17 protein-coding genes and 1 pseudogene are annotated in these 17972 nt (G+C 58.2%); 7 read left to right on the plus strand and 11 right to left on the minus strand.

Translation table 11 applies throughout. The features are described from left to right. Nucleotides 1-306: 306 nt before the first annotated feature. Together hokA and LPQ25_RS00990 are read left to right on the plus strand one after the other, a co-directional pair. Entirely contained in the window at nt 307-459 is a 153-nt protein-coding gene (hokA, locus tag LPQ25_RS00985) for a type I toxin-antitoxin system toxin HokA (protein ID WP_002922102.1), read from the plus strand. Nucleotides 460-759: 300 nt separating this feature from the next. After that, entirely contained in the window at nt 760-2379 is a 1620-nt protein-coding gene (locus tag LPQ25_RS00990; protein WP_014906793.1) for an ATP-binding cassette domain-containing protein, read from the plus strand. A gap of 97 nt (nt 2380-2476) precedes the next feature. Here LPQ25_RS00990 and cspE read toward each other — a convergent pair whose 3' ends face one another. The 3 genes from cspE to LPQ25_RS01005 all read right to left on the minus strand — a co-directional run bounded on the left by cspE (nt 2477) and on the right by LPQ25_RS01005 (nt 4833). After that, the gene (gene cspE, locus LPQ25_RS00995) at nt 2477-2689 is read right to left on the minus strand and encodes a transcription antiterminator/RNA stability regulator CspE (protein WP_000014594.1); all 213 of its coding nucleotides are present in this window, start codon (nt 2687-2689) and stop codon (nt 2477-2479) included. A gap of 252 nt (nt 2690-2941) precedes the next feature. After that, nucleotides 2942-3232 carry an HTH-type transcriptional regulator gene (locus LPQ25_RS01000; protein WP_002921931.1) on the minus strand — a complete coding sequence of 97 codons (291 nt, stop codon included), beginning with the start codon at nt 3230-3232 and terminating at the stop codon, nt 2942-2944. 245 nt (nt 3233-3477) lie between these two features. Continuing rightward, nucleotides 3478-4833, minus strand: coding sequence for an MFS transporter (locus LPQ25_RS01005; RefSeq protein ID WP_004188196.1), 1356 nt, complete (start codon nt 4831-4833; stop codon nt 3478-3480). Between the two features lie 440 nt (nt 4834-5273). On the opposite strand from LPQ25_RS01005, the gene LPQ25_RS01010 reads away from it, so the two are divergent. Further along, nucleotides 5274-5984 carry a DUF3053 domain-containing protein gene (locus LPQ25_RS01010; RefSeq protein ID WP_002921929.1) on the plus strand — a complete coding sequence of 237 codons (711 nt, stop codon included), beginning with the start codon at nt 5274-5276 and terminating at the stop codon, nt 5982-5984. Nucleotides 5985-6092: 108 nt separating this feature from the next. On the opposite strand, the gene ghrB is transcribed toward LPQ25_RS01010, so the two are convergent. The 6 genes from ghrB to LPQ25_RS01040 form a co-directional block, all read right to left on the minus strand. Then, entirely contained in the window at nt 6093-7064 is a 972-nt protein-coding gene (gene ghrB / locus LPQ25_RS01015; protein WP_004145219.1) for a glyoxylate/hydroxypyruvate reductase GhrB, read from the minus strand. A 24-nt stretch (nt 7065-7088) separates the two neighbouring features. Further along, on the minus strand, nt 7089-8369 hold the full coding sequence (locus tag LPQ25_RS01020) for an MFS transporter (RefSeq protein WP_002921927.1): 1281 nt from the start codon (nt 8367-8369) through the stop codon (nt 7089-7091). 104 nt (nt 8370-8473) lie between these two features. Then, complete coding sequence (locus tag LPQ25_RS01025) at nt 8474-9409, minus strand: sugar kinase (RefSeq protein ID WP_014906794.1); 936 nt, start codon at nt 9407-9409, stop codon at nt 8474-8476. A gap of 3 nt (nt 9410-9412) precedes the next feature. Next, nucleotides 9413-10162: a sugar phosphate isomerase/epimerase family protein gene (locus LPQ25_RS01030; protein WP_014906795.1), complete on the minus strand. Its 750-nt coding sequence runs from the start codon at nt 10160-10162 to the stop codon at nt 9413-9415. Nucleotides 10163-10273: 111 nt separating this feature from the next. Further along, a complete protein-coding gene (locus LPQ25_RS01035) occupies nt 10274-11290 on the minus strand; it encodes a LacI family DNA-binding transcriptional regulator (RefSeq protein WP_002921918.1) in 1017 nt (338 codons plus the stop codon). Nucleotides 11291-11393: 103 nt separating this feature from the next. Then, the gene (locus LPQ25_RS01040; RefSeq protein WP_002921917.1) at nt 11394-12056 is read right to left on the minus strand and encodes an OmpA family lipoprotein; all 663 of its coding nucleotides are present in this window, start codon (nt 12054-12056) and stop codon (nt 11394-11396) included. A gap of 221 nt (nt 12057-12277) precedes the next feature. Here LPQ25_RS01040 and LPQ25_RS27255 point away from each other — a divergent pair. Beyond that, nucleotides 12278-13279 (plus strand): annotated as a pseudogene (locus LPQ25_RS27255) (molybdopterin-dependent oxidoreductase); the annotation flags it as partial. A 181-nt stretch (nt 13280-13460) separates the two neighbouring features. After that, nucleotides 13461-14552: a molybdopterin dinucleotide binding domain-containing protein gene (locus LPQ25_RS27260; RefSeq protein ID WP_325175775.1), complete on the plus strand. Its 1092-nt coding sequence runs from the start codon at nt 13461-13463 to the stop codon at nt 14550-14552. Here the strand turns inward: LPQ25_RS27260 and LPQ25_RS01055 are convergent. After that, a complete protein-coding gene (locus tag LPQ25_RS01055; protein WP_004181509.1) occupies nt 14521-14961 on the minus strand; it encodes an N-acetyltransferase in 441 nt (146 codons plus the stop codon). The two genes, LPQ25_RS27260 and LPQ25_RS01055, sit on opposite strands and share 32 nt — an antisense overlap. Continuing rightward, nucleotides 14939-15520, minus strand: coding sequence for a DNA-3-methyladenine glycosylase I (tag, locus tag LPQ25_RS01060; protein ID WP_004145213.1), 582 nt, complete (start codon nt 15518-15520; stop codon nt 14939-14941). Before tag ends, LPQ25_RS01055 begins: the two co-directional genes overlap by 23 nt. A 205-nt stretch (nt 15521-15725) precedes the next feature. Here tag and LPQ25_RS01065 point away from each other — a divergent pair, with 205 nt between their 5' ends. Together LPQ25_RS01065 and LPQ25_RS01070 are read left to right on the plus strand one after the other, a co-directional pair. After that, nucleotides 15726-16307, plus strand: coding sequence for a lipase (locus LPQ25_RS01065; RefSeq protein ID WP_014906797.1), 582 nt, complete (start codon nt 15726-15728; stop codon nt 16305-16307). 241 nt (nt 16308-16548) lie between these two features. Then, the gene (locus tag LPQ25_RS01070) at nt 16549-17754 is read left to right on the plus strand and encodes an L-lactate MFS transporter (RefSeq protein ID WP_002921907.1); all 1206 of its coding nucleotides are present in this window, start codon (nt 16549-16551) and stop codon (nt 17752-17754) included. The last annotated feature ends 218 nt before the right edge of the window (nt 17755-17972 follow it).

Here is a 17972-nt window from a genome sequence, read left to right on the forward strand (position 1 = left end):
GACCTGCCTCAGGGCAGGTTTTTTTATACGTGAAATATGAATAGGTGAACCGTTAATAATTCTGTCATTGATATCTTCATTATTTGCATTCATCGAGAAGAAACGTTTTAGGAATATATAAACATAATTCTGTGAGGTATTTACGCTAGAATGGCGGCGGGTGCTTGAGACTGTGTGTCTCAGGTATTCAGCGGGAGACAGACAGAGAAAAGCCCCACCTGATAGTAATCAAAGTGAGGCTCCCCTATGCATGAACACCATAAGAGTAGCCTCTTACTTGTTGAAAATCAACACTGGAGGCGAGGAATGCCGCAAAAGTATCTGTTGTTTGGCTTAGTAGTGATTTGCTTCACTATTTTATTATTGACCTGGATGGTTCGTGATTCGCTATGTGAATTACAGCGCAGGCAGGGAAATATTGAGCTGGTGGCATTCTTAGCCTGTGATATTAAACAGTAAGAGCATCTGGTGGGATCTATCCCCACCATGCTTGCGGTGTCAGGCATTCTCAATGCACCCTTTCATTGTTCACCAAATAAATCATTTGCCTCCTGATATCAGGAGGCCTTTTTATTTTTACAAGATCGTTGAATAAAACAGGCTTGCAACGCATACCGGAGTGTGGCTATCCTATGTCCCGACGAATCCCTCGTCTCACCGGAGCGCGCCCCACAAATGAACAAACACGACTGATGAATTTCACGCCTTACCTCGCAGACGTTGCGGGTAGGGGAGTATTGATTTCATTCAGGAGTGCTTATGGCTCATTGCGCCCACATCCCCGCTTTTGTTTTACATCAGGTCACCTGTCAGTTTGCGACGGGACAGACCCTGTTTGGTCCGCTCAGCGTCTCGCTGGAACCGTCCCTTTGCGGCCTGGTCGGCCGGAACGGCGTCGGCAAGACGCGTCTGCTGCGTCTGCTGGCGGGCCTTGATTCTCCTGCCGGCGGCCATATTGAGCGCGCCGCCGCCGTTGCCTGGGTAGCGCAGCAGCCGACGCTCACGCCGGAGACCACCCTCGCTACGCTGCTGGGCTATGCGTCGGTTTTTGCCGCCTTGTCTCGCCTTGAACAGGGCCAAGGGCTGGCCGACGATTTCGAGCTGTTAGATGGTCACTGGGATCTCACCGATCGCCTGAGTTTAGCGTTCCGTGAAGCCGATCTCCCGCCGTTCTCTGCCGATCGCCCCGCGTTTTCACTCAGCGGCGGCGAGCGGATGAAGGCTCTGCTGTGCGGCGCCTTCGTCTCGGGCGCCGATTATCTGCTGCTGGATGAGCCTACCAACCATCTGGACCGCCAGGGGCGGGAGTGGCTCTATCACCAACTGGAAAGCTGGCAGGGCGGGGCTCTGATCGCCAGCCACGACCGCGAGCTGCTGACGCGGATGCCGAGGATAATTGAGCTGACGCCGACGGCGCTGCGCAGCTACGGCGGCAACTATGATGAATATCAGCGCCAGCGTATGGCGGAGCAGCAGGCCGCGCGCGCGGCGCTGGAGCATGCCGTGACCGACCGACGGCGCACCCGCGCGCGAATGCATAAGGAGCATGACGCCGCCCAGCGGCGCTCGGCTCAGACGCTGCGTACCGTTGATACGCTAAATATCGCCTCCTTCGAACGCGTGAAGTACAAAGGCGCGGCAAAAGAGCGCCCGGGAACGCTGCGCCGTCAGCATCGTGAACAGAACAGCAGTCTGAATGCCGCCGTGCAGCAGGCGCGGGAGCGGGTTGAGGAAGAGACCCCAGTGATGTTTACCCTGCCGGGTAGCGAAGTGGCCGCCGGCAAGCAGGTGCTGGTGGTGGAGTCATTACAGCTCGACCATGCTCCGGCTGCGCCGCTGAACTGGCGTATCGATGGCCCGATGCGCATCGCGCTAAAGGGGCCAAACGGCTGTGGCAAAACCACTTTGCTGAAAACGCTGTTGGGGCTGGAGCAGGCCGCGTCAGGCGATGTCCGGCTTTCGGTGAGCGCCGCTTACCTCGATCAACATCTGACGCAGCTGGATTTATCCCTGTCGGTAATGGCGCACCTGAGCCTGGAAGATACCCCACTGGATGAGGGCCTCCTGCGCACCCGCCTGGCGCAGCTCCAGCTGGGCGCGGATAAGGTCACTCTGCCGCTGTCGGCGCTCAGCGGCGGCGAGCGCCTGAAAGCGGCGCTGGCGTGCGTGCTCTGGCGACGCGAGCCTGCCCAGCTGCTTTTGTTGGATGAGCCAACCAACCATCTCGATTTAGCATCGACGCAGGCTATTGAAAGCGCGCTGGCGGCGTTTCCCGGCGCGATGCTGGTGGTGTCGCATGATGAGGCGTTTTTACAAGGTCTGAAGCTGACCCATAGTCTGGCGTGGCGGGAGACGAGCTGGCACTTTTCCCTGCTTTGAATGCCCGGTAGCCGCCATCTTATGCTGGCGGCTACTGGCGACAGATAAAAAAATCCCCGCCATCAGGCAGGGATTCTCGATTCTTAGCGGCTTGAACTTACAGAGAAGTTACGTTGCCAGCTGCCGGGCCTTTAGCGCCGCTTTCGATGGTGAAGGATACTTTCTGACCTTCGTCCAGGGATTTGTAGCCATCGTTCTGGATAGCAGAGAAGTGTACGAACACGTCTTTAGAGCCATCGTCAGGAGTGATGAAGCCGAAGCCTTTGTCAGCGTTGAACCATTTTACGATACCAGTCATTTTACCGGACATAGTGAATTACCTTTAAAAAAATAAGTGAGCCTTGCGGCGTAGGGGTCTGGACTACAGATTTAAAGCGATAAAGGGAAAGTTCACTACGGGGGTATCTTTGGATAACCTTAGAAGGACTGCTCTATTCGACTGCTCTGTGGTCTGTACATCAAACCTGCGAGCATTAACGCACGTTCAGCACCTGATAGCAAACTTTTTTTTACGGTGCAGCGGCAAAAGCTCCCTTACTGGCCTTTGCCGCTGCGCGCAAGATTAATCGAGTAATTGTCGTGAAAGCTGTGGATTGGCCTGAATCAGGCGCATCAATTTCAGCTCGGTGGGAGACGGTCTGACCCGTCTCGACTCCCACTCTCTTACCATGGCGACGCTCACGCCCATGACGTTGGCAAAGTCGTCAATCTTAAGTCCAGTGCCTTTACGCAGCTGTTCAAATTCACTAAACACAGTGGACTTACGGTTTGAGGTAAGTTTCTGATTATCATCCTTAAAAACGATGTGTTCCAGGCTGCTCAGCAGTTCAAACACGGGATCTTTATATTCCATTGAGAACTCCTTTTATCACACAGCGGAAAAGATTTTTCTATAGCTCATTAAGAATAGTCAGAAAATGGCGCAAGGGATGGTAACGTCAGTGATTATTTGCCAACAGGCTATCGAATCTGCCCCGACAGCCAAACGGCAGCGTAGCCTAAAAGAATGATTATTAACGCGATGAGGTGGCTTCGAAAATTTTTGTAAACGGATAAGAAAAAAGCGACAAAGCCGGCGCGGGGCGCCGGCTTATAGGGTTAGGCTTTCTGCAGGCTTCTCGCCTCATCTGTCGTCGCCGGCACGGATTTACTGACCCGGTACTTGATCAGCAGCGCAATGGCTGACAGGAACGCCGGGATGGCCAGCAGGGTGAAAATGGTCTCAAAGGAGAGCTGAGCCTGCATCAGGAAGGCGCCGCTGAACGCGCCGAGGATGCCGCCGAAGCGGCCGATACCCAGCATCCAGGCGACGCCGGTGGCGCGCCCCTGCGTCGGATAGAAGCCAGCCGCCAGCGCCGGCATCGACGACTGCGCGCCGTTCATAATGCTGCCGGCGATAAAGACCATCACTCCCATTAGCGCCAGGCTGCTGGTGGAGAAACCCACCAGGCAGACAAAAACGCCGGTCAGCAGCCAGCCGACGGCCACCACTTTATTGGGGTTGATCTTGTCCATCAGGGCGCCGAGGATCAGCACGCCAATCCCGCCGCCGAGCGGGAACAGGGCGGTGATAATTGAGGCCTGACTCATCGAGGCGCCGGTTTCACGGATGAGCAGCGGCAGCCAGCTGGTCAGCAGATAGAAAATCAGCAGACCCATAAAGTAGGTCAGGCACAGCATCACGGTACCCACCGCGTAGCGAGGGGAGAAAATGACGCCGATCGCGGATTTCTCTTTCACCTGGCCTGCTTCGCGTAGTACAAATTCCACTGCCTTCGGCAGCGGCGCGATACGGCGCAGGATAGCAGCAATGCGCTGCGCCGGGTGCTGCTTCACCACCAGATAGCGGACGGACTCTGGCAGCAGGAATATTAATGCCACCGCCAGCAGGAGGGGCATCACGCCGCCCAGCACCAGCACGCTCTGCCAGCCATAGTGCGGGATCATCCAGGCGGATAAAAAGCCGCCCAGCGAAGATCCCATCGGAAAGCCGACAAACATCAGGTTCACCAGCAGCGCCCGACGGCGCTCCGGCGCATATTCACTCATTAGCGTCGCGGCATTCGGCATCGCCGCGCCAAGGCCCAGACCGGTCAGGAAGCGCAGCAGCGTCAGCTGATTAAGGCTGGTGGCGAAGGCGGTGAGCAGGCTGAATCCGCCGAACACCACGATCGACATGATCAGCACTTTTTTGCGGCCGATGCGGTCAGCCAGCGGCCCTGCGGTTAAGGCGCCGACCGCCAGGCCCACCAGCGCGGCGCTCATCACCGGGCCGAGGGCCGATTTTTCCACGCCCCACTCTTGCACCAGGTCGGAGGCGATGAACCCGATAATTGCGGTATCGAACCCGTCCATCGCGACGGTGATAAAGCAGAGCGCAAGGATCATCCACTGGTAGCGGGTGAAGGGGTGCTCGTTGATAAAGGCCTGAATGTCGATGGTTGTCTTAGTCATACGGCTTTCCTGGCAGACTGAGCGAGGGACAGAGGTTTATTATTATCGTCGCCTTCGCGTCGTTGAGTTTGATTTGTGCGATAATCGAACATGTCGCCGTTAATCGCTCATTCATCAAATCATTGAAGTGCGAGGCAGGCAATCCAGACGCGTGCCAAAGCGTGCGATTATCGTCCGCTTTAAGGCGCAGTGCCGGGTTGTGGCTTTTTATTTATATTAATATCAATGGCTTATGAGATTCTGGCCCACCTGTTCTTAAGACCATATTTGTGATGCGCATAACAGACGTTCTACAGCGCGACGATGGCGTGCAAAATGGTGTTTTTCCCGCGTAAGATTAGCAGGAAAGGGTATCCTGCGAGGCCGAGCTGGACTATCCTTGTCAGCGTCTGGCACGTGTGTGCCGTTGTGCGCTTTTTTTGGCTGAAAGGAGTAAAAAAATGGCGACAGGAAAGTCCTGCTCTCGCTGGTTTGCGGCTATGGCGGCCTTATTGATGGTGGTTAGCCTGAGTGGGTGTTTTGATAAAGAGGGCGATCAGCGCAAAGCGTTTATCGACTTCCTGCAGAATACGGCGATGCGTAGCGGTGAACGTCTGCCGACGCTGACCGCCGATCAGAAAAAACAGTTTGGGCCTTTTGTCTCTGACTACGCGGTGATCTACGGTTACTCGCAGCAGGTGAGCCAGGCGATGGACGCTGGTCTGCGCCCGGTGGTGGACAGCGTCAATGCGATCCGCGTCCCGCAGGATTATATGACCCAGCGTGAGCCGCTGCGTCAGGCGAACGGCGCGCTGGGCGTGCTCAGCCAGCAGCTGCAGAATGCGAAAATGCAGGCCGATGCCGCGCATGGCGCGCTGAAGCAGGCTGACGATCTCAAGCCGGTCTTCGATCAGGTTTACGCCAAGGTGGTGACGGCGCCAGCCGACGCGCTGCAGCCGCTGATCCCGGCCGCGCAGATCTTTACCCAGCAGCTGGTTCAGGTTGGGGATTTTGTCGCTCAGCAGGGGACGCAGGTGAGCTTTGTCGCCAACGGCATTCAGTTCCCAACCTCCCAGCAGGCCAGCCAGTACAATGCGCTGATTGGGCCGCTGGCGGCGCAGCATCAGGCGTTTAATCAGGCATGGACGGCGGCGGTGAACGCCACCCGTTAATGCTTCATCTGGCTGACGTTGGCTGCGGCGAACGGGCAGGATGATGGACAGGATGCAAAAAGAACCCGGGGAGGGCGGTTGCCGCCGTTACCCGGGTTTTTTTATGGCTTATTTTACCTGCGGATTGACGCAGTTTTTCTCTACGTTGCCGTTCAGGGCGTCGATCAGGTTGTCCACCGCACAGGCCGCCATGTTGTAGCGCGTCTCATGGGTGGCGGAGCCGATATGCGGCAGCGCGACGACGTTCGGCAGGCTCAGCAGCGGTGAGTCCTTGGCCAGCGGTTCGTGTTCGAACACATCGAGACCGGCAGCGTGGATCTCACCGTTCTGCAGGGCGGCGATCAGCGCCTGCTCGTCCACTACCGGGCCACGCCCGGCGTTAATGAAGATGGCGGAAGATTTCATTTTGGCAAACTGCGCCTGACCGAACAGATGGTGAGTCTCTTCGCTCAGGGGCAGGATCAGGCAGACAAAGTCAGCCTCCTGCAGCAGGGTATCGAGATCGCAATAGCGGGCATTGAAGCGTTCTTCCGCCTGCGGATGCTGGCGACGCGCGTTATACAGGATCGGCATGCCGAACCCGAAGTGGGCGCGCTGCGCCAGCGCCATACCGATGCGGCCCATGCCGACGATGCCTAAGGTTTTATGGTGAACATCCGTGCCGAACCAGTCCGGACCAATGCTCTTCGTCCATTCACCCGCTTTGACGCGCTCCGCCACTTCCACTACCCGACGCGCGGTACTCAGCACCAGCGCCATGACCGTATCGGCGACGGTCTCGGTCAGCACGGTCGGGGTATGCATCAGCAGCACCCGGCGGGCGTTCAGCGCCTCGACGTCGAAGTTGTCATAGCCAACGGAAACGGTGGAGGTCGCACGCAGCTTCGGCATCTTCTCCAGCAGCGCGGCGTCAACCTTTTCGCTGGAGCCCAGCAGGCCTTCAGCCTGGGCGAAGGCCTCAGCGTGCTGCGAAACGGTCTCCGGCCGCAGGTTTTTCACCTGAGTGACGGAAAAGTGCTCCTCCAGACGCTGTAGCAGGTCGTCGGGAAGCGTTTTATAGAGAATGACAGACGGCTTCATGCGAATCTCCGTAGTATGAGTCGTTCAGGCGTGATGAGCGCCAAGTGGAAGGTTTTGATTATTAGCAGGCTTAACAATCAAAGTCAGCCATACTGAGGCGAAAAGCGCTACCCCCATAAAAATATAGGACGCTGCGGGGCTGCCGGTGGCGCCGTTCAGGTAGCCGACAAACCACGAGCCGCAGAAGGAGCCCAGCGCGCCCATGCTGTTGATCAGCGCCATGGCGCCCCCGGCGACGTTGCGCGGCAGCATTTCCGGAATAATGGCGAAGAAGGGGCCGTAAGGCGCATACATTGCCGCCCCGGCCACCACCAGCAGGGTGTAGGAGACCCAGAAGTGGTTGGCGCCGACCGCCCAGGAACCGATGAAGGCCAGTCCGCCAATCAGCAGCAGCGGCCAGACGAACAGCTTACGGTTTTGCAGTTTATCCGAGGCCCAGGAGACGACGATCATGGCGATGGTGGCCGCCAGGTACGGGACAGAAGAGAGCCAGCCCACTTCCACCATCCCCATATTTTCACCGCCGCTGCGGATAATCGACGGCAGCCACAGTACAAAGCCGTATACGCCGATACTCCAGGCAAAATACTGCGCGCAGAGCAGGATCACGTTGCGGGAGCGGAAGGCTTCGCCATAGTTACGCACCGCTTTGATGCCTTGCTGTTCACGATCCAGTTGTTCCTGCAGCGCCGCTTTTTCACTCTCCGCCAGCCAGGACACCTGCGACGGCTTATCTTTCACTAGCACCCACCAGCAGAAGGCCCAGATCACCGCCGGCACCCCTTCGATGATGAACATTTCCCGCCAGCCGAAGGCCTGAATCAGGTAGCCGGAGACTACCGACATCCACAGGACCGTCACCGGGTTACCGAGGATCAGGAAGGTGTTGGCGCGAGAGCGCTCTGATTTGGTGAACCAGTTGCTGATATAGATAAGCATCGCCGGCATCACCGCGGCTTCGACGACGCCGAGGATAAAGCGGATCGCCGCCAGCGCCGGGATATTATGCACAATACCGGTCAGGGAGGCGCAACCGCCCCACAGGATCAGGCAGATAAAGATCAGTTTGCGAACGCTGCGGCGCTCCGCATAGATAGCGCCGGGGATCTGGAAGAAGAAGTAGCCGAGGAAGAACAGCGCCCCCAGCAGGGAGGAGATCCCCTTGGTGATGCCCAGGTCTTCGGTAATGCCTGCCGCGGAGGCGAAGCTGAAGTTGGCGCGGTCGAGGTACGCCAGGCTATACGTGATAAACACGATAGGCATGATGTACCACCAGCGTTTCGTTGCATTTGTTGAGCTATTCATAGGCTTGCCTCTGTCAATGAGGAGACATACGTCCGTCGAAACGGACGCTGCTGTGCCGCGCTGCAGGTAGGGTACAGGACGGCTGTTATCGTTGCGTAGAAAAGTTACTCGCCCAGCGCGTCGCGAGTGGGCAGCCCCTCGCTGTCGCCCTGGACCTGAATCGCCAGCGAACCGATTTTATTGCCGCGGTTCACCGCCTGAAGCAGGGTTTTGCCTTCCAGCAGGGCGCTAATCACCCCGACGGCAAAGCCGTCGCCGGCACCGACGGTATCGACGACGTTATCGACTTTAATAGCATCGACCGTTCCCTGTTCGCCGCTGGCGCTCTTGAACCAGGCGCCGTCGCAGCCGGTTTTAATGACTACCGCCTTGACGCCGCGGGAGAGATAGAAATCGGCAATCCCTTCCGGGGTCTGCTGGCCGGTAAGAATCACGCCCTCTTTTAAGCCTGGCAAAACCCAGTCAGCCTGGAAGGCGAGACGGTTGAGTTTCTCCACCATCTCGGCTTCGCTTTTCCACAGCACCGGGCGCAGATTGGGGTCGAAAGAGAGGGTTTTTCCTTCGGCTTTCATTACCTTCGCCGCATGCTCCAGCAACGCGTAAGAGCTCTCAGAAAGGGCCGCCGCGACGCCGCTCAGGTGCAGATGGCGGGCGCTGGTGAAGTAGTCGGCGCGAAAATCGTCCGGCGAAAGATGGCTGGCTGCGGATCCTTTGCGGAAATACTCCACAATGGGATCGGTTCCATTGTCGACTTTCGATTTCATCTGGAAACCGGTAGCGAAGCGGTTGTCGATGGCCACAGCGTGGCTATCGATCCCCTCTTTCGCCAGCGATTGCAGTACGAAGCGGCCAAAGCTGTCGTTGCCGACGCGGCTCACCCAGCCGACTTTCAGACCCAGGCGCGCCAGGCCGGTGGCGACGTTCAGCTCGGCGCCGGCGACACGTTTCATGAAATGCTCCACCTCGGCCAGATCCCCGGTTTCGGTGGCGACAAACATGGCCATAGCTTCGCCGATGGTGATGACATCTAAATTTTCCACGACTTAATCCTCGCGTAACAGGTTGACGTAGCGGCGGGTCACGGCCGTCAGGTCATGGCCAGTCAGCGGAAACTCGATTCCACGCGGCGCGTCGGCGGGAAGATTATCGAGCAGGGCCAGCCAGCGTTCGGCGGCCTGATCCGGCGGTACAGCGCGGAATTTCTCATGATGAGGCTCCGCCGCTTTAACATGAATATAGCTGACCGCCGGCGCAAGATGACGTGCCGCCTCTTCCGGCGAATCGCCAACCCACAGCCAGTTGCCCATATCAAACGTTAAGGTGATCGGCAGCTGATGGACCCGGCAGGCGGCTTTGAAGCGCTGCATCGGCGCCAGCTGGCCGCAGTCGGTCTGGTCATTCTCTACCACCAACGCCATACCGCTGTCGCTGAGGATATCGCGCAGCTCATCCAACTGCTGATTGTGGAGGAAATGGCCAAGGGAGAGCTTCAGCCACAGAGCGTTCAGGGTTTGCGCTTCCGCGAGCAGCGTCGGGAGATCCGGGTTAAGCTCGCCGTTGTCGGTGAACAGCGCCTGCGGCGCGGAGTAGCAGGCCAGCAGGCCGTGGCGCTCAATGGTGGCCGCCAGCGAGGGCAGAGCGTTGAGCTCTTCCGCGCTGCACAGCTCGCGGCGGATTTCGACGCCGTCCGCGCCGGCGTTGGCGATAAACGACAGGACGGCGGCCTGCCCGCCTAAGGATTTAACATGGTCATTACCATACGCAGCGGTAACGACAATAATTTTTCTGGCCATCGCGCTCTTACTCCCGGCGTTTGTTGCTTAATCTCCTTAATACGCTAGATGGTATCGGTTCCATAAGAAAGGGCGAGATGTTTAATTTATGATCGGCATCACGAAGGATCGTTAACGGGAGGTTGATCCGCGGACGATAAGCTCGCCGGAAAATACCCGTTCGCGGATGGGGTCGTTAGTGCCGGCAATGCGCCGAATAACCTGTTCGACCGCCGCGTAGCCGATCTGCCACGTCGGCTGTTTGAGGGTGGTAATACCGACGCCGGCCAGCTCCGCCCACTCCAGTTCGTCGAAGCCCAGCAGGCCGATATCGCTCCCCCAGATCAGGCCGACGCGCTTCAGGGCGCGGGCTACCTGCAGCGTCAGCGCGCCGTTGGCGGAGATGACCGCTTTGCGCATCCCGCGGTGGCGGGCATGGAACTGACGCAGGACGTTGTCCAGCATCGCGCCGTCGTTAAGCTGCACCTCGGCGTTTTCGGCCACCACGCCGTGGTGGCGGGCAAGCGTGGCGCGAAAGGCGCTCAGGCGCTCGCGACGGGTATTCACCGAGCCCAGCGGTTCGCTGAGAAACAGGATGGCCTCGAATCCTTTTTCCACCAGATGTTCGGTGGCGGTGGTGGCGGCCTGGGCGTTATCAAGCCCGACCACATCGCAGGCGAAGTCGGGGATTTTACGGTCAATCAGCACCATCGGCAGGGCCGACTGCTGCAGGCGGTTCAGGCCATCCTCCCGCATACCGACTGCGTTGACCACGATGCCTTCCACCTGGTAGCTGCGCAGCAGGTCCAGGTAGTGCAGCTCCTGATCGAGCTCGTTATTGGTATTACACACCAGCAGGGTGAAGCCCTTTTCCCGGCAGGCTGCTTCAATGCCGCTCATGACGTTGACCGAGTAGGGATTGGTGATATCGGCGATGATCAGGCCGATGAGGCGGGTTCGGCCGTGCTTGAGGCCGCGGGCCATCAGGCTGGGGCGGTAGTCGAGTTCGGCAATGGCTTTTTCAATACGTGATAACAAGTCGTCGGAAAGCAGATGCTTCTCGCCGTTAAGATAACGTGAAATGCTGGTTTTGCCGGTCTTTGCGGCTTTCGCCACATCGCTGATAGTTGCACGCGCCGCTTTCGCCATGGTGGCTTCCTTTGCTGAAAATCTGCCAACACCTTAGCGCGAAAAATAGCGATATCAAGCATTTTGCCCGGCAGAACGGCTGCCGGGCGATATGAAGATGCGCTTACTGCAGCGGGCTGAGGGTGATTTCCACGCGACGGTTCTGCGCTTTGCCTTCCGCCGTGCTGTTGCTGGCGATCGGGTTTGCCGGGCCCATGCCGGTGGTGCGAATGCGATTGGCCGCCACGCCCTGGGTGATGAGCGCGCTGGCGACGCTGTCCGCACGCTGTTGCGACAGACGCATATTCAGATCCTTGCTGCCGGTGCTGTCGGTGTAGCCGACCACGTTAACGGCGGTTTTCTCATACTCTTTTAGCACCATGGCCACGCCGGTCAGGGTGTTGGCGCCGGCCGGCTTCAGGTTGGCGCTATTGCTGTCGAAGGTGACGTTATTCGGCATGTTCAGCACGATATTGTCGCCATTTCGCGTCACGCTGACCCCGGTTCCCTGCATTTTGTCGCGCAGCTTCGCTTCCTGCACGTCCATGTAGTAACCAATGCCGCCGCCGAGCGCCGCGCCGGCCGCTGCGCCAATCAGCGCGCCTTTGCCGCGGTCATGTTTGGAAGAGGAGAGCGCGCCGACGCCAGCGCCCACTAAGGAGCCAATACCTGCGCCAATACCGGATTTGCCTGCTTCACGTTCACCGGTATAGGGGTTGGTGGTGCAGCCAGAAATGGCCAGAGTGCCGCTGACCAGCGCCGCAATCATAAGTACGCGTTTTTTCATTTAATGTCCTTAATCCTTTTTATTCTTTGTCACAGCGAACGTGACGGTTGATTATGACGCGCGATTACGGAGAAAATTCCCCGGATACCATCTCTTTTTGTAAATAACATTGAACGGTTGCCCATCACGCCGTCATGACACCTGCATTCGCTGACCAGGAGCCGCCCTTGCCAACCTCATCTGCAACCAAAACCATCTTAACCGCCGCCCACTGGGGACCGATGCTGGTGGAAACGGACGGGGAAAACGTCCTCTCTTCCCGCGGCGCGCTGGCGACACCGTTTGCCAACTCGCTGCAAACGGCAGTGCGCGATCAGGTGCACAGCAAAACCCGCGTGCGCTATCCAATGGTGCGTAAAGGCTTCCTTGCTTCACCGGACAAGCCCCAGGGGGTCCGCGGTCAGGATGAATTCGTGCGGGTGAGCTGGGAGCAGGCGCTGGATCTGATCGATGCCCAGCATCGGCGGATCCGCGACAGCTACGGTCCGGCCTCCATTTTTGCCGGCTCCTACGGCTGGCGCTCTAACGGCGTATTGCATAAGGCGGCGACGCTGCTGCAGCGCTATATGAGCCTGGCGGGCGGCTATACCGGCCATCTTGGCGATTACTCCACCGGCGCGGCGCAGGCGATCATGCCTTATGTCGTTGGCGGCAATGAGGTGTATCAGCAGCAGACCAGTTGGCCGCTGGTGCTCGAGCACAGCGAAGTGGTGGTGCTGTGGAGCGCCAACCCGCTGAACACGCTGAAAATTGCCTGGAATGCCTCCGACGAGCAAGGGATCCCGTGGTTTGATCGGCTGCGCCAGAGCGGTAAGCGGCTGATCTGCATCGATCCGATGCGATCGGAAACCGTCGATTTCTTTGGCGATTCGATGGAGTGGATCGCGCCGCATATGGGCACCGACGTCGCGCTGATGCTGGGGATCGCCCATACGCTGGTGGAAAATGACTGGCAGGATGATGCGTTTCTTACCCGCTGCACCAGCGGCTACGATATTTTTGCCCGCTATCTGACCGGCGAAAGCGACGGCGTAGCGAAAACCGCTGAGTGGGCAGCAGCGATCTGCGGCGTTAAAGCAGATAAAATCCGCGAACTGGCGAAACTTTTCCACGAAAATACCACTATGCTGATGGCCGGCTGGGGCATGCAGCGTCAGCAGTATGGCGAGCAGAAACACTGGATGCTGGTCACTCTGGCCGCCATGCTGGGACAGATCGGCACCCCGGTGGCGGATTTGGTCTTTCCTACCATTTTGCCAACGGCGGCAACCCGACCCGCCGCGCGGCGGTGCTGGGCTCGATGCAGGGGAGCGTGGCCGGAGGCGTGGACGCGGTGGAGAAGATCCCGGTCGCACGAATTGTCGAGGCGCTGGAGAATCCGGGGCGGAGTATCAGCACAACGGCATGGCGCGGCGCTTTCCCGATATTCGCTTTATCTGGTGGGCCGGCGGCGCCAACTTTACTCATCATCAGGATACCAACCGACTGATTCAGGCGTGGCAGAAACCGGAGCTTATCGTTATTTCCGAATGCTTCTGGACCGCCGCCGCGCGCCATGCCGATATCGTCCTGCCGGCGACCACCTCGTTTGAGCGCAACGATCTGACCATGACCGGGGACTACAGTAACCAGCATCTGGTGCCGATGAAGCAGGTGGTTGCCCCGCGAGATGAAGCGCGCGACGATTTCGCGGTCTTTGCCGACCTCAGCGAACGCTGGGAGGCGGGTGGCCGCGAACGCTTCACCGAAGGGAAGAGTGATTTGCAGTGGCTGGAGACTTTCTATCAGATGGCCGCCCGGCGCGGCGCCCAGCAGCAGGTGACGCTGCCGCCATTTGCCGAATTCTGGCAGGCTAACCAGCTGATTGAGATGCCGGAGGAGCCGGAGAATGCCCGTTTTGCGCGTTTCGCCGCCTTCCGCGCCGATCCCCAGGCCAACCCGCTGAAAACGGCGAGCGGTAAAATAGAGATCCACTCGCCGACCATCGCCGCTTTTGGTTACGCCGACTGTCCGCCGCATCCGATGTGGCTGGAGCCCGACGAGTGGCATGGCAACGCAGAGGCGGGGCAGCTGCAGCTGCTGTCGGCCCATCCGGCCCACCGTCTGCACAGTCAACTGAACCACACCGCGCTGCGCGAGCGCTATGCCGTCGCCGGGCGCGAACCGGTGACTATTCATCCGCAGGATGCGCAGGCGCGCGGGATTGTCGATGGCGATCTGGTGCGGGTGTGGAACGCCCGCGGTCAGGTGCTGGCCGGCGCCGTGGTGACGGAGGGGATCCGCCCGGGGGTGATTTGCCTGCATGAAGGAGCGTGGCCCGACCTGGATCCGCAGGTCGGCATCTGCAAAAACGGGGCGGTGAACGTCTTAACCAAAGATATTCCGACATCCCGGCTGGGCAACGGCTGTGCCGGGAACACCGCCCTGGCGTGGCTGGAGAAATATACCGGCCCGGCGCTGCCGCTTACGGCATTTGATCCGCCGGCCAACGCATAATCCACGTCGGGTGCTGAGTATCGTCCTGCCATGCGCAGTCTTCAATCCGGAAGCCCTGCGCATGGTAGAAACTGACCGCCGATTCGTTCTTCTGATAAACCTCAAGGCTCAGCCAGGCGTAGTGCCGTTTGACTTCATCCAGCAGCGCCCGACCAATACCCTGGCGGGTGGCGCCCGGCGCGACAAACAGCGCGCCGACGAAACGGGAGTCCAGCACGCTGACAAAGCCTTTTAACTCGCCATCCTGCTCCCAGACCCAGGTGCTGGCGGCGGGAAGATAGACATCCCGTACTACCGCGACGCTGTCGCGCCAGTAGCTTTCGCTGATAAAAGGATGGGCATGAATCGTGCTGTCCAGCCACAGCGCCAGCAGCGGCGCGGTATCTTCAGTGTCCCACTTGCGGATCATCCTGACCTCCAGGGTGACAGAAGCAGCCGGTGACATGGTCGTTGACCAGCCCACAGGCCTGCATAAAGGAATAACAGATTGTCGAGCCGACAAACTTAAAGCCGCGTTTTTTCAATGCCTTCGACAGCGCATCGGAGGCCGGCGTCGTGGCGGGAATTTCCGCCAGCGTCGCAGCGCGGGTCACCTGTGGCGCATTGTCGACGAAGGACCAGACAAAATCAGTGAACGACTCGCCATTTTCTTCCATCGCCAGATAGGCGCGGGCGTTGCCGATAATGGCCTGGATTTTTCCCCGATGGCGAATGATGCCGGTATCCTGCAGGAGTCGCTCGATATCGTCATCACCCATCGCCGCCACGCGCACCGGATCGAACTGGTGAAAAGCCTGGCGGTAGTTCTGCCGTTTTTTTAACACCGTAATCCACGATAAACCGGCCTGCTGGCCCTCAAGGCAGATCATTTCAAACAGCTGGCGACCCTCTTTTTGCGCCACACCCCATTCGGTATCGTGATACTCGATGTATAACGGATCCTGACTCACCCATCCGCAACGCTGCATAGCTGTTTCTCCCTCTGCGCTAAAAAAGTGGACGCCCGCCTTGACGGCTGAAAGATAAAGATAATAGTTAATACAGGGAAATCGTATCCCCACTAAAAACACAGCAATATTGCCGATTCGGCTCTTTTCTGGAGTCGCATTAATGATAATAAAGAAATGCAATGGCCTCCGGGGGTTCTTGATCCCGGCGAGCGTATCCGTCTGGGTGTCATGTGTCTCTGGAGCGAATGCCTGGCAACAGGAATATATCGCTATCGATACAAAAAGTAATACGTCGGAACGCTATACATGGGATAGCGATCACCAACCACGTTATGAAGATATTCTCGCCGAGCGGATGAAGTCCTCTGAGACGCCCGGCGGGCTGGCGTTAAACCAGGGGCTGGCGCCGCCGGACAGCGGCCGTGGCCTGAGCGTTGGCTGGAATTACCCGCTAGCAAACGGCGTAACCTCCGGGCCGGTGGCCAGCCTGCGCAGCGACGTCACCGCGCCGACGGTGAGAAGCGCAGGCGAGGTGGGCTACGTTAACACGCTCGGCTGGCGCATGGATTATCAGGCGCTGTGGGGCGTGCATCCCTGGGCGCAGGTGAGCTATAACCAGTCGCTCGCCAGCGATGTCTGGGCGCCGATGACCCGTGCCAGGGAGGGAGGCTGGAGCGATGTCACCCTGGGCGCTGATATGCGGTTGGGATCCCACGTGGCGGCATGGGCAACGCTGTCGCAGGCGGATAACCTGCCGTCAGGGGAAAATACGCTCTATTTGATGGGGGTCAGCGCCAATTTTTAATCGGGAATTGTTACGCATTTGAAACGATGTGGTTATTGTTAAATCTCAGCAATGGCGCATTTCTGTGAGATAGCGCACACTAACTTTTTGCCTGTAATTTACGGAATGAATGTTATGCAATGCCATTCATTCCAACATTAATGCATTTTATTCCCCGCTGATGGCAGTTCATGCCTTTTTCCCCCACTGGATGAGGGGCCTTCGCTATTGTGGCGGCAGTTAATTTATCAGGACAACTGCTATGAACGCTGCAAACCGTCAATCGACCCGCTGGCTGACACTGATCGGCACCATCATCACCCAATTCGCTCTCGGTTCGGTTTATACCTGGAGCCTGTTTAACAGTTCGCTGTCTGACAAACTGGGCGAGCCGGTCAGTCAGGTGGCTTTTTCCTTTGGTCTGCTGAGCCTCGGGCTGGCGCTCTCTTCGTCGGTCGCCGGCAAGCTGCAGGAGCGCTTTGGCGTGAAGCGCGTCACCATGGCCTCCGGGATCCTGCTCGGCCTGGGCTTCTTCCTGACCGCGCACTCCAGCAGCCTGATGATGCTGTGGCTGAGCGCGGGTGTGCTGGTGGGGCTGGCGGACGGCGCCGGTTACCTGCTGACCCTGTCGAACTGCGTGAAATGGTTCCCGGAGCGTAAAGGGCTGATCTCCGCCTTCTCCATTGGCTCCTATGGTCTCGGCAGCCTGGGGTTCAAATTCATTGATTCCCACCTGCTGGCCACCGTTGGCCTGGAAAAAACCTTCGTTATCTGGGGCGCTATCGTGCTGGTGATGATCGTCTTTGGCGCGACCCTGATGAAAGATGCGCCAAATCACCCGGCAGCCACCGCGGCCAACGGCGTCGTGGAAAACGACTTCACCCTCGCCGAATCGATGCGTAAACCGCAGTACTGGATGCTGGCGGTGATGTTCCTGACGGCCTGCATGAGCGGTCTGTACGTAATTGGCGTAGCGAAAGATATTGCCCAGGGAATGGTCCACCTGGATGTCGCCACGGCGGCCAACGCGGTAACGGTTATCTCGATTGCGAACCTCAGCGGTCGCCTGGTGTTAGGTATCCTGTCTGATAAAATCTCCCGCATTCGCGTGATTACCATCGGTCAGGTCGTGTCGCTGGTGGGGATGGCCGCGCTGCTGTTCGCCCCGCTGAATGCCTTGACCTTCTTCGCCGCCATCGCCTGCGTCGCCTTTAACTTCGGCGGCACCATTACCGTCTTCCCGTCGCTGGTGAGTGAGTTCTTTGGTCTGAACAATCTGGCGAAAAACTATGGCGTGATTTATCTGGGCTTCGGTATCGGCAGCATCTGCGGCTCTCTCATCGCTTCGCTGTTCGGCGGTTTCTACGTGACCTTCTGCGTGATCTTCGCCCTGCTGATCCTCTCGCTGGCGTTATCCACCACCATTCGTCAGCCGAAAAGCACGGTATATAACGAGGCGCACGCCTGAAACCTGCGGCGTGAAACGTGCCCCTGGTTATTTCCCTAAGCAAATAGTGCCAATCCAGCCAAATGTTTTGTAAATGTTTGGCTGGATCACATTCCCTCCTGATACTTTTCTCGTTCCCTGTGGTCTACTTATCGCGGTTTGTAGAGGTTTCTGATAACCAACCCTAACGCACCCTATTAGCCTACTGACTCGTGCCACAGCGTCAGGCGGTGTTTTAT

Origin of the sequence: Klebsiella sp. KPN54798 (assembly GCF_021184225.1) — a bacterium.
Taxonomy (GTDB): Bacteria; Pseudomonadota; Gammaproteobacteria; order Enterobacterales; family Enterobacteriaceae; genus Klebsiella; species Klebsiella pneumoniae.

Excerpts from the sequence above, each read along its gene's own strand:
- hokA (WP_002922102.1), top strand. The coding sequence starts at position 307 with ATGCCGCAAAAGTATCTGTTGTTTGGCTTAGTAGTGATTTGCTTCACT.
- LPQ25_RS00990 (WP_014906793.1), top strand. The coding sequence starts at position 760 with ATGGCTCATTGCGCCCACATCCCCGCTTTTGTTTTACATCAGGTCACC.
- cspE (WP_000014594.1), bottom strand. The coding sequence starts at position 2,689 with ATGTCCGGTAAAATGACTGGTATCGTAAAATGGTTCAACGCTGACAAA.
- LPQ25_RS01000 (WP_002921931.1), bottom strand. The coding sequence starts at position 3,232 with ATGGAATATAAAGATCCCGTGTTTGAACTGCTGAGCAGCCTGGAACAC.
- LPQ25_RS01005 (WP_004188196.1), bottom strand. The coding sequence starts at position 4,833 with ATGACTAAGACAACCATCGACATTCAGGCCTTTATCAACGAGCACCCC.
- LPQ25_RS01010 (WP_002921929.1), top strand. The coding sequence starts at position 5,274 with ATGGCGACAGGAAAGTCCTGCTCTCGCTGGTTTGCGGCTATGGCGGCC.
- ghrB (WP_004145219.1), bottom strand. The coding sequence starts at position 7,064 with ATGAAGCCGTCTGTCATTCTCTATAAAACGCTTCCCGACGACCTGCTA.
- LPQ25_RS01020 (WP_002921927.1), bottom strand. The coding sequence starts at position 8,369 with ATGAATAGCTCAACAAATGCAACGAAACGCTGGTGGTACATCATGCCT.
- LPQ25_RS01030 (WP_014906795.1), bottom strand. The coding sequence starts at position 10,162 with ATGGCCAGAAAAATTATTGTCGTTACCGCTGCGTATGGTAATGACCAT.
- LPQ25_RS01035 (WP_002921918.1), bottom strand. The coding sequence starts at position 11,290 with ATGGCGAAAGCGGCGCGTGCAACTATCAGCGATGTGGCGAAAGCCGCA.
- LPQ25_RS01040 (WP_002921917.1), bottom strand. The coding sequence starts at position 12,056 with ATGAAAAAACGCGTACTTATGATTGCGGCGCTGGTCAGCGGCACTCTG.
- LPQ25_RS27260 (WP_325175775.1), top strand. The coding sequence starts at position 13,461 with ATGGCGCGGCGCTTTCCCGATATTCGCTTTATCTGGTGGGCCGGCGGC.
- LPQ25_RS01055 (WP_004181509.1), bottom strand. The coding sequence starts at position 14,961 with ATGATCCGCAAGTGGGACACTGAAGATACCGCGCCGCTGCTGGCGCTG.
- tag (WP_004145213.1), bottom strand. The coding sequence starts at position 15,520 with ATGCAGCGTTGCGGATGGGTGAGTCAGGATCCGTTATACATCGAGTAT.
- LPQ25_RS01070 (WP_002921907.1), top strand. The coding sequence starts at position 16,549 with ATGAACGCTGCAAACCGTCAATCGACCCGCTGGCTGACACTGATCGGC.